This is a genomic window from Enterococcus haemoperoxidus ATCC BAA-382 (assembly GCF_000407165.1).
Classification (GTDB): domain Bacteria; phylum Bacillota; class Bacilli; order Lactobacillales; family Enterococcaceae; genus Enterococcus_L; species Enterococcus_L haemoperoxidus.
This window is the reverse complement of sequence record NZ_KE136480.1, coordinates 639,239-651,519: the sequence shown is the minus strand read 5'-3', so window position 1 is coordinate 651,519 and position 12,281 is coordinate 639,239. Positions and strand designations below refer to the sequence as shown.

13 protein-coding genes are annotated in these 12,281 nt (G+C 33.1%); 11 read left to right on the top strand and 2 right to left on the bottom strand.

Annotation, left to right across the window (positions count from 1 at the left end; translation table 11 throughout):
• Window positions 1-120 precede the first annotated feature (120 nt).
• Complete coding sequence (locus I583_RS13700) at window positions 121-450, top strand: winged helix-turn-helix transcriptional regulator (RefSeq protein ID WP_010762011.1); 330 nt, start codon at window positions 121-123, stop codon at window positions 448-450.
• Window positions 451-954: 504 nt separating this feature from the next.
• Here the strand turns inward: I583_RS13700 and I583_RS13695 are convergent.
• Complete coding sequence (locus I583_RS13695; protein WP_167584605.1) at window positions 955-2,136, bottom strand: sensor histidine kinase; 1,182 nt, start codon at window positions 2,134-2,136, stop codon at window positions 955-957.
• 106 nt (window positions 2,137-2,242) lie between these two features.
• The gene (locus tag I583_RS13690) at window positions 2,243-3,013 is read right to left on the bottom strand and encodes a LytR/AlgR family response regulator transcription factor (RefSeq protein ID WP_010762009.1); all 771 of its coding nucleotides are present in this window, start codon (window positions 3,011-3,013) and stop codon (window positions 2,243-2,245) included.
• A 373-nt stretch (window positions 3,014-3,386) separates the two neighbouring features.
• Here I583_RS13690 and I583_RS13685 point away from each other — a divergent pair, with 373 nt between their 5' ends.
• The 10 genes from I583_RS13685 to I583_RS17080 all read left to right on the top strand — a co-directional run bounded on the left by I583_RS13685 (window position 3,387) and on the right by I583_RS17080 (window position 12,198).
• Window positions 3,387-4,094: a winged helix family transcriptional regulator gene (locus tag I583_RS13685; RefSeq protein ID WP_010762008.1), complete on the top strand. Its 708-nt coding sequence runs from the start codon at window positions 3,387-3,389 to the stop codon at window positions 4,092-4,094.
• Window positions 4,095-4,420: 326 nt separating this feature from the next.
• The gene (locus I583_RS13680; protein ID WP_010762007.1) at window positions 4,421-5,053 is read left to right on the top strand and encodes a hypothetical protein; all 633 of its coding nucleotides are present in this window, start codon (window positions 4,421-4,423) and stop codon (window positions 5,051-5,053) included.
• Between the two features lie 39 nt (window positions 5,054-5,092).
• On the top strand, window positions 5,093-6,157 hold the full coding sequence (locus tag I583_RS13675) for a WxLIP family cell surface protein (protein WP_010762006.1): 1,065 nt from the start codon (window positions 5,093-5,095) through the stop codon (window positions 6,155-6,157).
• 1 nt (window position 6,158) lies between these two features.
• Window positions 6,159-6,479, top strand: coding sequence for a hypothetical protein (locus tag I583_RS13670; protein ID WP_010762005.1), 321 nt, complete (start codon window positions 6,159-6,161; stop codon window positions 6,477-6,479).
• Window positions 6,480-6,494: 15 nt separating this feature from the next.
• Window positions 6,495-6,719 carry a hypothetical protein gene (locus I583_RS17150; protein WP_010762004.1) on the top strand — a complete coding sequence of 75 codons (225 nt, stop codon included), beginning with the start codon at window positions 6,495-6,497 and terminating at the stop codon, window positions 6,717-6,719.
• A gap of 69 nt (window positions 6,720-6,788) precedes the next feature.
• On the top strand, window positions 6,789-7,502 hold the full coding sequence (locus I583_RS13660; protein WP_010762003.1) for a WxL domain-containing protein: 714 nt from the start codon (window positions 6,789-6,791) through the stop codon (window positions 7,500-7,502).
• A gap of 564 nt (window positions 7,503-8,066) precedes the next feature.
• Window positions 8,067-8,528, top strand: a complete 462-nt coding sequence (locus I583_RS13655; protein ID WP_143140043.1) for a hypothetical protein — start codon at window positions 8,067-8,069, stop codon at window positions 8,526-8,528.
• 20 nt (window positions 8,529-8,548) lie between these two features.
• Complete coding sequence (locus I583_RS13650) at window positions 8,549-9,055, top strand: hypothetical protein (RefSeq protein WP_010762001.1); 507 nt, start codon at window positions 8,549-8,551, stop codon at window positions 9,053-9,055.
• A 362-nt stretch (window positions 9,056-9,417) separates the two neighbouring features.
• Window positions 9,418-12,057, top strand: a complete 2,640-nt coding sequence (locus I583_RS13645) for a hypothetical protein (protein ID WP_016249908.1) — start codon at window positions 9,418-9,420, stop codon at window positions 12,055-12,057.
• 15 nt (window positions 12,058-12,072) lie between these two features.
• The gene (locus I583_RS17080) at window positions 12,073-12,198 is read left to right on the top strand and encodes a hypothetical protein (protein WP_279625131.1); all 126 of its coding nucleotides are present in this window, start codon (window positions 12,073-12,075) and stop codon (window positions 12,196-12,198) included.
• Window positions 12,199-12,281: the final 83 nt, after the last annotated feature.

Genomic DNA, 12,281 nt, shown 5'->3' with positions numbered 1-12,281 from the left:
TATTTTTTTGAAACACTTGATATTGTTATTATTAACTATTATGATAAGAATTAAAAGTAGGCACTTTTTATTCATATAGTGACAAAATAGTAATATTTATTAAAATAAAGGAGCCTTTTTATGCACGCTAGTAAAAAAACAAGTATTATGGTGGCATTATCTGCAATAAATGGAAAATGGAAACTTCCAATTATTGAAGAATTATTTAAAGAGACTAAACGAAATGGAGAATTAATGAGGTCTTTAGAAGGAATAACCCAACGTGTTTTAGTCAATAATTTAAAGGAATTAGAAGATGATGGTATAATAAATCGCAAATCGTACCATGAAGTTCCGCCTCGTGTTGAATATACATTGAGTAAAAAAGGGATAGAACTTTATAGCTCTCTTATTTCTCTGTGCGAGTGGGGAAAAAAATTTGAAGAAGAAAAAAAGAGTATAGAATTTTAAAGTGCTAGTTTTAATAAATAGGACGTGAAAAATAATGGATGTCTTTAATTCTTAATTATTTATGATCGAATCGGTAATTATTTGTGATTCCTGATACAGATTTTCGTCTCAAAAAAAGAAACAAGGCTAGATTTGACAATTGTTGTCAAATCTAGCCTTGTTTCTTTATCAGAAGTCTCTTTTTCCGCGTCAATTTCTTCTCATTTAGTATACTGTGGAACAAGCTTCCATATACATGAACGACAAAACATCATGGATGAGCAGACAACGATGATGTTCTGTCGTTTTTTTATTTCGTATAATTCAGGAAAAGTGTTTTACCATGTTTTGCTAGAAATAAACTAAGCAATATCAGGAGAAGTTGCTTAGTTTATTTTCGATTATTATTCTTTGTACAAAATTAAAATCATTCCAAGAATGTCTATATCCTATTTTTGTATATCTTTCAAAATAATAGGATATAGACCTGCTGATTATCTTAGAAGGTTACCCAACTAAATGAAATCATATTGTAGATGAGAAAATTTTTAAAGTAGCTGTAAACATACTATTATCCTTCGTTATTGTATAATCAACGTTTTTATACTGTTTAAGAATTTTTGAAAAAATGTGCAAACCTAATCCTTTGTGGTCATCTTTAGTAGAAAATTTCTTTTTAAATATCGATTGATAAGTCTTATCATCTAACGGTAAGAAGGAGTTAGATATAATCACAGTAGTGGCATTAGAATCTTTTGAAAAACTAACTAAAATATATGGAAAATCTGTTTTTTCAGCTGCTTCTAGGGCGTTGTCTAGTAAAATCGATAAACTGCGAACGAAATCGACAGTCTCCATATTGATATCAGTAATGTTATTGAATACTTTAAGATCAACCGAAATATTTTTTTCAAGACAGTTATTAATAAAATTATTTAATAACCCTTGAATTGTAGGCATTTCAATTAATAGAATGGCTTGAAATACGTTGGGATTAAGAACCTCCGTGGAGTAATCCGTAATCTCTTTCAATAAAGCAATGGCTTTTTCAGATTCACCGTGTTCTAAGTAATTTGTCAGACTGATCAATATATTTTTATAATCATGCTGAAATTCATCAGACAATGAAATTCGTGCTTCTTCCTTTTTAAAAGCATTAGATAAAGCTTGAGTGTGCTCTTTTTCTCTGTAGTATTTACTGATAAAGTATGAGCTTCCGATTAGAAAAAAAGTAAAGCTAAAGATCATGACCAAGCTTAGATAATAAAAAACAGGATAGTTTTCTGTGACGAAAATTTGCTCAGCGGTTATCAGAACAGCGATAAGTAAAAAAATAATCGATGCCCAAATAAAATGCTTTTTCCTCATTAAAGAAATCATTTGAATGAGACGATATTTTTGATCAAAGTAGCTAATCACTTTGATCAAGATGAACAGCAAAATTTGTTGTAAGACAACCATAACTATTAAAAATTTAGAATAAATCTGAGCAGAGAATACATGATTTAGAAATAACATGGTCCACAAATCACAAGTAAGTAGCCATGAAATAATAATGAGCGTGGCTTCCAGTGCACTAATCACTGCCGGAGTCAGCCAATTATACCCTTTACGGATGAGTAAATAAATTTGAAGTAAAAAAAATAGTGGAAAACTTGGGACAAAAGGACGTATAGCTGGTAAAATCCCATCTAAAAATTGTAGCAATAAGGCACTGGTTAATAGAACTTTTTCTTTGAGCGATGTTAGTTTTTTATAAGAAGAGAACCACACAAATAAAAAATAATTAATTGAAACTAGTGAAAGAAATAATTTAGGTGAAATCATCTCGATACTCCTTTACTGCACGGACAACTTTGTTAAAAACCTTTAGCCCCACAAGTAATTGTTCAGAGTTCTTAAAGATAATGGCATTACAGCTCCGATTGAAGCCGTGTATATTTTCTAAATTTATTATAAAAGATTGTAAACCTGTATACATATACTCCTGATTTATATGCTGTTTTACGTTACCGATTTTCCAATTAATCAGTTGATTTTGGTTAACAGTTTTTACCATGACTTTACCTGTAGTGCCTTTCACAGATTCGATGTAAAGAATATCCGAGTAGGGAAAAAACATTGTTTCATTGCGAGTAGATAAAGTTAAAATCTCCTTGTCATCTCGTTTGGGCAGGATTTCCTGTTCTAATTTGCTGAGCAAACTAAATAGATTTGCTTCTAGAATTAGATCATCATGGATTTCTTTTACTAAGTAGCCTTTTGCTTGAATAGATTCGTTAATGACCATGATAGCTTGATTTGTCATGCTGGTTAAAAAAATAATGGGTGAAATTTTATTTCTTTCTCTGATCATTTTAGCAACATCAATCCCCGTAAAATTTGTTTTAAGGTCAATGTCTAAGATGAAAATATCAGTATCAGATATTTTTTTGCTTGAAAGCTCACTCATAAAGTTTAAATGGTTATGAGGTGTTGGGAACTCAAGAGAAATAAGAGTTGATTTGTAAGTTTGTAGTATCTGCTGAATTCTATTTCTATAAGCATTGTTATCTTCTAAAATGTATATATTTATTTTTATCATTAGCGTCTCCTTTTTATAATTACTATACAGTTCAAGAAAATGATATTCAATATAATAAAAAATATAAACTAAATTATTTTTGTGAAAGTATAACGAAAAGCGCTTACAAGGAGGTTTTTTAACTCTAAAGAGCTGTTATTATAATGTTGTTAAAACAATCTATCGTTTTTTTATTTTAAACATTCATTTAAATAATTTAATTTAAATAGATATTTTTAATCTACTAATATGTTTATTATAGCATTCAATGGAAGATTGGGTTAGCAGTTGCACCTATTTATTCTAAGATTTATGACAGCAATTTAAACTATACTTTTTTATCACAGTAAGGCTATTAATTATATTAAGAAGACTAAGACAATGGAGGGATTATATGTATCATTTAGGTGTCATTTCAAATGAAGAAATGGACCAACAGCTAGTTGAAGCATTTCAAAAATATGATCTTAATTTAGTAAGTTTAGATGAAACTGATATTATACAGAAAACTTCTGATTTTGATGGAATTTTAATTAAAGAGGATGCAAACCAAGAAATAAGCACCACTTGTGAATGGATTATGAAGATTAAAGAGAATAGCGGGACGTTTACTTGGGTTATTTCTGAAGTTGCTACCTCTACAATCAGACAAATATATCTGAAGATAGGAGCGGATGCTACGTTTGATAAGAGTCATTTTCCATCAGAAGTTATCCTCTTCATTCGTAATAATCTGCAGCGGCAAGAGGCAAATAAGATGCTGGACCAGCAAAATAGTGAGCCACATGTATCGAATGGACGGATGCCACTGTTGAAAATAAATCCAATAAATAGGTCACTGATTCTTTATACAAAAGACAGCGATAAAAAAGAAGTAGGCTTGACTAAAAATGAATACAAGTTAATGGAGTTACTTTGCAGTCAACCAGGAAAAGTATTTAATTATGAGGAAATCAATGAGAACATTTGGGGCACTTCATATCAGCCTACATATCAAGTAGCAAATATTATTTTCCATGTTAGAGAAAAAATAAAAAATGCATCGGCTGATTCAAGTATTATTAAAACGATACAAGCAAAAGGATACATGGTCAAGCAATGATGGTTATTTTTCACATAGAAGAATGAAGTGAATTAACAGAGGTACATAGGATCAAGTAATAGTTTGAAAAATTATACTTTTTTCTTGAAACATGAATAGATCTATTAAAATTTATAGAAACTTTCTACAACTGAAAGCAGTTTAAAAAGTACTAATGAGGGAATCAAATTAAAAGAACACCTCATTTCTGCAAGCTAATTAGTAATTTAAATTAAAATTACATAGTTGGTTTCGATTTATTGTGAAAGAGAATGGATCGTTACATGATTTTCAAATAGAAAGTATCGTCAGATGAAAAAATAAAAAATAAGGAGGTGGAATTTTTAGTGGCGAAAGAAACCATTACAAAAAAGAGTCCACTGTGGACATTCTATTTTATGGAAAGTGCTCTTGTAATTGCTTGGATTGTGTATGTAATAAAATTCACCTTTTTTTACCAAGAAGCTTATTTCTATGTAGACAAACGCTTATCGTTACTTTATAAACTACTATCTTTTATGAATGATAATTGGAGCACTTTATATATTTATCTAATAACCAGTTTCCTTTTGATAGTGATGACTTTTTTTCTGGCAACAGCTATCTATTCAGTGAAGCAAGTCAGTGCTGGAAAAGGGTCAATACATTGGATTCTTTTAAGCTTAAGCGGGTTAGGATGTTTAGTTTCAGGAATCAATATTCTATGGCCTATCTATTTGATATTACTAATCCTAGCCGGTAGTGTCGTTTTTATCACCTACACTATTGTAATGACAGAATTAAAAGAGGAAGAAAGCGGTTGGGAAGAAGATAATATAGAAATAGAAGGACCGTTTGAAACGATCGAAAAAGCACAGGCAGTGGTAAATAACTATTTATCTAAACAAAGAAAAGATTCGTCAGCGATTCTAGGTGCAGAGCTTTATCTAGAAGAGGACGATCAGTATTATGTAGAAATTTACGTTAAAAAAAATAGCTAGTCGTTTAAACTGGACAAGTAAGGAGCAATCAATAATTATATGAAAAAAAACAGATATGTATACCTACTCTTTTTTCTAGGTCTAGTGTTATTCACATTTCCTAATCAGTCACATGCGGACGAACAATCAAATTTAGGATACACCGTTTCGGCCGTTCGTAGTGCAAAACAAATTGATCCTGAGAAAACATATTTTTATCTTCAAACGAAACCTGGTGAAGAAGAACAATTAAAGGTAAGAGTGAAAAGTACCCAAAAAGAAGCGGTTAATTTAAAGATCTATGTAACCGATGCTTATACGGGAGACAGTGGGACAATCGAGTATACGGAGGATGAAAAGTTATTTGATTCAACATTAAAAGCTCCAATAAGTTCTATGGTACAAGTAGAAACACCAAGTATGAAAATTGAAAATTTTGAAGAAAAAGAAGCTACATTTAAATTAACCCCACCCAAGGACAGCTATCCTGGAATTAAGATGGGCGCATTGGTTTTTGAACTAGATAATCCTGAGGAAAAAGAAAGAGTGAAAACTAAATTTTCTTATCGTGTTGGGCTATTTACGTCAGAATCTGGAGATGATTATAAAGATTCTAAGACGCTAAACTTATTAGATGTTAAGTCTACCTTAAAGCGTGGGAAAAAAATGGTGTTGGCCTCACTTCAAAATCCAGAACCGAAAGTTCTTTCAAATCTATCGGTTACAGCGGAAGTGACAGAGAAAGGAAAACAAAATGTTTTAAAGAAAATAAAGGTTGAAAACTATATGTTAGCCCCGAACAGTCATTTTGATTTTGAAATGGACTGGGGAACGGCAGCAGTTAGAGCAGGAACCTATATAGTAAAGATGAATGCAAATAATAGTTACAATGATTGGAATTTTGAAAAAGAGTTCATTATTTCTGGGGAACAAGCAAAAAAAATGAATGAAGATAGTGGATTTAAAATTATCACGCCTAATTGGATGAAATTAGTTGCAGTTCTTCTGTTAATAACAACATTCGTAATAACGGGAGTCCTTTTAAATAGAAGAAAAAAAATGGAAATCCAATGGAAGAAATATAAAAAAAGGAAGAAGAGAAAGAAAAAGAAAGAAGGCCAATAAAATGAAAAAATTTGTAATGGGTTTGCTTTTTTTTATGATAACAAGTGGACTGTTCTCTGGAAAAATAGCAGAAGCAAAAACAAATTTTGATGGAACTGATGTTGGTATTAGTTTCACAGTGAGTGATCTAGCAGAACCTGAGCAGCCACTGCTAATTCCGGAAGAACCATTTCCATCAATACCGAATCCAAAACCGATAGGTCGATTGCCTTCAACAGGGGGATTAATTACTTCTCTTATTTTGACTTTAATAGGATTCTCACTTTTGATCATTTTTATAGGAGTGTTTAGCTTAAGAAATATTATATTGGGAAAAATTTAGAAAGGCGGGAAAGATATGATTGATTACTTATGGATCTTTATTTTAGGAGCAATTTCTATAGGCTCGCTATTAATTTTCTTAGTCACTCTCTCGAGGGAAGCATTTTTATTGAAAAAATTGAGAAAAAGAAAAGTAAACTTTGTATTGAATTTTAGTTTACTGTTCATCTCATTGAGCTGTTTAGGCTTGATTACCTACTTATTCACATTATTAAAAGAACAAATTGAACTTTTACAATAAAAAAATGAACAACTTATAACAATACCTGTCAGCAATTCATAGCTATATTTATCATAGGATGGTATAAAAATGAAAAAAACAATTTTAGTTACTTTATTATCAGCATCAGCAATGATGTTATTCGCAACTTCAGCAGACGCTAAAACTTTTGGAGACACAACAGATGTTGGTGTTAGTTTCAAATCAGATGAGGCAACAATTCCTGGGGAAAACCAACCATTTGCAAACAACATATCATTAATTTGGAAACCAGGGAACTTTGAATTTGGGGAGCAAAAAGCTGTTGGAGCATCAGCAACTTTCAATAATATTAGTACAGATAAACAATATTTGGTAGTAAATGATGACAGACAATTAGATAGCGTGCCTGCTTGGGATTTAAAAGCCCAATTAAGCGATCTTACAGCAACTGATGGTACAAAACTAACATCTAAATTAATTTATACATTAGAAGATGCTCAATCATATGATATCGGTGAAGTTGATCCAAATACAAATGATTTTACACCAAAAAATCCAGCATCAGACAGCACTGTGTTAGGTACTTTAGACCCTGATTCCAAAATTGTACTTGCTGGTGGAAAAAAATCAATGACTTTGGAAGCTGGACAAACAACTGCACAAGCAGCTATCCAAAAAACTGAAGCAAACGCAATTAAAGGTGGAGTAGCAACTCAAATCAAAGATATTAAATTAGTTGTAACAGATCCTAAAGCAGATGATGCAGCAGGTAAAGCATTTACTGGTACAGTTAATTGGACTTTAGATGATTTACAGCCTTAATAGCTAAGTAATACAAAGAAATTAAAAAAATAAAAAATAAAGTGTAGTTATAGATTGCTGACAGTTATTGTTATGAGTTGTTCATGAAGAAACAAAGTTGACCTAAAAAAAGGATTAGATATTACCTACAATGAATAAAAAGAAATATTAGCATGGTGTTTTTTCAAGGATTACGAACATTTGCAGAAAAAAGCTTGATGAAAGTGGCAGCGGGTCAGTCAGTGACAGAAGAAAATATATCGTCAAAAAAACTAATAGCAGAGACATTTTCATTAAATCAGTTTCAGATTTTAACTTTGGCTAGGTAGGAATTGGTGCAAAGGTCGAAGTATCCTATAGTGAGACGCCGCAAGAAATCGATAAGACGCTAAAACATCCTATCACGACGTTATTGTCAATCTTATGAGTCGTAAATAATACTTAGTTAAACAGATTTAATTATTGAAGGTAGTTAAGTTGGATGAATTACAGTGAGAAGGAGGACACATGGTGAAAATAAAATTATCGGTGCTGATTATAGTATTGACGTTTTTTTCTATTGATATCTTTGGGAGGGGTGATAGTGTGGATGCATCTGAGAATAGCAAGGATGTGGATGTTCCCATCATCTACTATCATTCAAAAAAAGTTGTATCAGATCCAACGTATATCATTGCTATTCCTTCTAATTTAAGCTTTTCAAAGTTAAACGAACGGATAGATACAACCGTTTCATTATTTGATACACAAGGGAGATTTTATCAAGGAGAGAATAAGGTGAGTCTTACGGTTACTTCAAAAAATAAGTTTAATTTAGTAAATAAAGATGAATTTCAAGATATTCGCTACCAGCTGATTAAGTATGCTCATGAGACTTCTGGGACTACGAGTACCATCATCACCAACAATGCACCAAGTCTTGGAGAACTCAGTAAGACGAATCCGAGAATTAAATCTGAAGCAATCTTAGGAAGCAGCTCGGTTAAACCAAGCATAGTAGGAAATTATGAAGATATATTGACCTACAGCTACAGTGTCGCAGAATAATAAATGAAGGTTAGGAATATATGAAAAAAAAGAAAAATCATTCAAAAAGAAAAAGACTAATTATTTTAATCAGTACGGTTGTTGCTGTAACGATTCTACTCGCCTTCCTTTTTTTTAGAGGGTTGAAGACGAGCGCCATTCATTATGATGCGCAAGCCGTTAAATACGAAGCGAAAATTAAGAAACCAGAAAATTTACCAATAAATAGCATTACTTTTCCTGGATTTCGAGATATAGCAATTCAAGAAGGAGATAAAGTGTTATATATAGCCTTAGTAAATCCTAGTTTCAATAAGGCTGATATCCAATTTAAAGTAACCCTAAATGATCGAACGACACCTATATTGACGACGGGATTAGTAAAACCGGGTCAGGCTGTAACGGAGGTTCCCTTGCCTAAAGAGTTGCCAGTTGGCGAGCACACAGTGAAACTGGAAATGTTTGGGTATACTCAAGATGAAGTACAGCAAAGGCTAACGGGTTCACAAACAACGTTCAAGCTTCAAGTGTTAAAGAATAAACCTTGAAAAGGAGTGAGAGTATAAAAAATGATTCTCTCCATTTTTTATAATCATCTTTTTTTGTAACAATCAATAAGCTCAAGGCCAGTAGTTATTAACGGAAAGCAATAAGGTTGAATGAGTGATAAAAAGTGTAGTCATTCAATTTGTTACGATAAAATGACTCAAATGATCACTTTTGAAAAAGTAAGACCTGTGAAGCGAGCAAACGATTGTTATAAAAACAATTGTTCGCTCGCTTTATTTTAAGAGTTAGTGAATGTTTATTAGACTTAGTTGGAGGGGCGAATAATAAGCACCAACTAATACAAATAGTATTGGCAAGTGTAACAGATTCTATGTAGAGCAATTAAGAAAGGAATTATGAAATGAAGAATAATACTAGCTATTCCGCCAAAAAAACCTCACTTCTTTTAGCAGTAAGCACCATTCTAATTCTCATGTTAAGTCTAATTGTAATCGATGATTTAACCGCTGAGGCTATGGAAGAAAATAAGTCTTTGACCCTTACTGCCGTACAAAAAAAAGAAATGATTGAACTTGAAATAAAACAGTGTCTGAATAAGAACAGTTTAGACACTAAAGAATTTGAGCTATCACTTGAGGTAAAAGAGCTGGTCGCTTATGATGGACAGGCACTTTTAGATCAGACTAAGATTATCGGTGAAAAAGGCCAAGATTATACGGGTACTCCAGGGGTAACAAAACGTTTGAAGGAAAACAAACTGATCGTAGGCATTCCACAGGAAATGGCAGAACGTTTCCATTCCGAGGGCAATCAGTCGGTCAGTGTAAAAAGTACGCTAAAGATAAACAAAAATGATGAACAATTAATGAAAAGCTATCAGGAAAGTGAATTTCGCTTTTCTTTTGTTGCAAAAAATAACAAGACACAAGAAACAGTTGAGACGGCATGTGCATTTAATATAGACCCTCCAACCGCCAAGGCGGTACCGACAACAGTTAGGGCAGGTAGCTCTACAGCTGAACTATCCGCAGAAAAATTAGTGACTGATGTGAAAAGCGATTTAAAATTTGAAGAGGCTAAGGTTTTAGGCATTGAAGAGTTTAAAAAATTCGACCAAGCTGGGAATACCAAAATAGCTGTTATTATCCAGAGTGAAGAAACGCAGAGAAAGAGTCGAATTAGTGTCCCCATCAAAGTGGAAAAAGCAACGAGCAATTTTTACACCTCTGAGTTGACAACCGTTATGGATGAAGTAGGTGACTATAAAAGTGGTAAGCCAATAGATGAGGCTCTACTGAAAGATGCAATCGTTCTTCAGTATTTAGGCAAGAATTTTTTGGACGATGTAGTCATAATAAAATACGGTCGATACTATAGATGGAGAGACTTTAACGGAGAAGAATTAAAGATTGGTCCTAATGATCAAGTAGAAATTCGCAACGTTGCTTATAAGGATGGTAAGTATCTAAATCTCTATCTAAGGAGACTCACTAAAGATCCGTTTTATCTGTCAGAGTTTAAAAATAAGCCTTTTGTAGAGTTTTCTACATCGCCGGAACCGGCTCCCGGCAATATGGGCTCAGTAGGAAAACCATTTCTTTTGGAAGCTACGGTGGGGTGGGCTGAAAACTATTTAGAAAAAAGGGCTAATTTCATCTTACCGATTACAAAAGATTACCCTGATGATGAGTCATCGTTAGACTTTTCTTTAGATCATCTTGAAAATATTGCGATAGCGGATGATGACATATATAAGTCAAATTTAGATGTTAAAACGTTTACGAGTGGGATAAATGGGACAAAACCGTATTATAAGTTATATTGGCCGAAGAAGTTAACACATCGTAAACCCTATGTGTTTACTTTACTTTATAAAAATGTTCCTGGTGAATATAAAAAAAGTTTAGAGTTTGGAGTACTTGACGTTCCGAGAAGAAGAGCAGTTGGTATTTTGGATTCTTCGGCTAAAATTAATATTCCAATTTCCTATCAAAGTGCAGATATAGAAGGAAAAGTAGATAAAACGGATGGGAAAATCAAAGCGGAAGTGCATCAGTTTTTACCGAAACAAGGGAGTTCAAAATATTATAAACCCTTATCATTGGATATAAATCTAAGTAAGTACGCTGCGAAACTAGATGAAAACAATACAAAAATAAAAATAACAGATGATAAAACAACGACTGATTGGTCAAAAAATGTTAAAGAAACGTATTCTGTGAACGAAGCAGGAGAACAGATGGTTCACCTTAGGATCAGTAAAGAGATGTTAGAACAATTAGGGAATCAAGCTGGAAATGTTAAAGCCAACATCAATATTGAAGTACCGATGTCGTCATCAGCAGATGCATCTATAATGGAGTACTATGATAGCGATAGTTCGATGTTTAAACTACCTGCGAAAGTCTCCAATGAGCTAGGGAGCAACAAAAGTGTGTCTTCCGTTCAAATGTTAAAACCAACAGCACAAGGTGTATCACAGGCGGTTGAAATAGGCAGTACATTTAAAGAGTTAAATGCGTCTGACTTTGTTAAAGATTTAAAAAGCATCCTTCTTTTTGATACGATAGAGGTTGTCGGATTCAAGGGTGAGAAAACCTTCGACATACTAGGAAAAACAAAGATTGAGGTCACTATAAAGAGTCAAGCAACGAATGTACTAGCAGATATTGAAGTCGAGGTTACGGTTGTCGAGGATCCGCTAACGTACATTACAACTACTAAAAGTATAGAACTAAATAGGAAAGGACAGGTGGTACAGGGAAGTGGTACAGTCTCGTTTACAGGAAAGTCGAATGCTAAAATTCAAGTCTATACAGATCCGATTGTAGAGCTTAAAAATAGTGTCGGTAAGAATCCTGTAGATTTGAGTATCTATAAGGAGAGGGCAACTAACCCAATAAGATCAGGGGAGTTGCTTACTGAGTTGACAGTAGCAAATAGAGCCACAGATTTTAAGTTATCAGCACCAGAAAATAAGTTTAAAAATACGGATGCCTACAAAGGAAACATGACTATTCATTTTGAAGTAAGTGAATAGGGGTCGTCATTTTTATTGACGACGGGATTAGTAAAACCAGGTCAGGCTGTAACGGAGGTTCCCATGCCGAAAGAGTTGCCAGTTGGCGAGCACGCAGTGAAACTGGAAATGTTTGGGTATACTCAAGATAAGGTTAAATGAGCGATAAAAAAATGTAGCCGTTCGATTTGTTATGATAAAATGACTCGAACGATCACTTTTGAAAAGAAAAGTTTGTGAAGCGA

Excerpts from the sequence above, each read along its gene's own strand:
- I583_RS17150 (WP_010762004.1), top strand. The coding sequence starts at position 6,495 with ATGATTGATTACTTATGGATCTTTATTTTAGGAGCAATTTCTATAGGC.
- I583_RS13650 (WP_010762001.1), top strand. The coding sequence starts at position 8,549 with ATGAAAAAAAAGAAAAATCATTCAAAAAGAAAAAGACTAATTATTTTA.
- I583_RS13645 (WP_016249908.1), top strand. The coding sequence starts at position 9,418 with ATGAAGAATAATACTAGCTATTCCGCCAAAAAAACCTCACTTCTTTTA.
- I583_RS13700 (WP_010762011.1), top strand. The coding sequence starts at position 121 with ATGCACGCTAGTAAAAAAACAAGTATTATGGTGGCATTATCTGCAATA.
- I583_RS13675 (WP_010762006.1), top strand. The coding sequence starts at position 5,093 with ATGAAAAAAAACAGATATGTATACCTACTCTTTTTTCTAGGTCTAGTG.
- I583_RS13660 (WP_010762003.1), top strand. The coding sequence starts at position 6,789 with ATGAAAAAAACAATTTTAGTTACTTTATTATCAGCATCAGCAATGATG.
- I583_RS13670 (WP_010762005.1), top strand. The coding sequence starts at position 6,159 with ATGAAAAAATTTGTAATGGGTTTGCTTTTTTTTATGATAACAAGTGGA.
- I583_RS13685 (WP_010762008.1), top strand. The coding sequence starts at position 3,387 with ATGTATCATTTAGGTGTCATTTCAAATGAAGAAATGGACCAACAGCTA.
- I583_RS13690 (WP_010762009.1), bottom strand. The coding sequence starts at position 3,013 with ATGATAAAAATAAATATATACATTTTAGAAGATAACAATGCTTATAGA.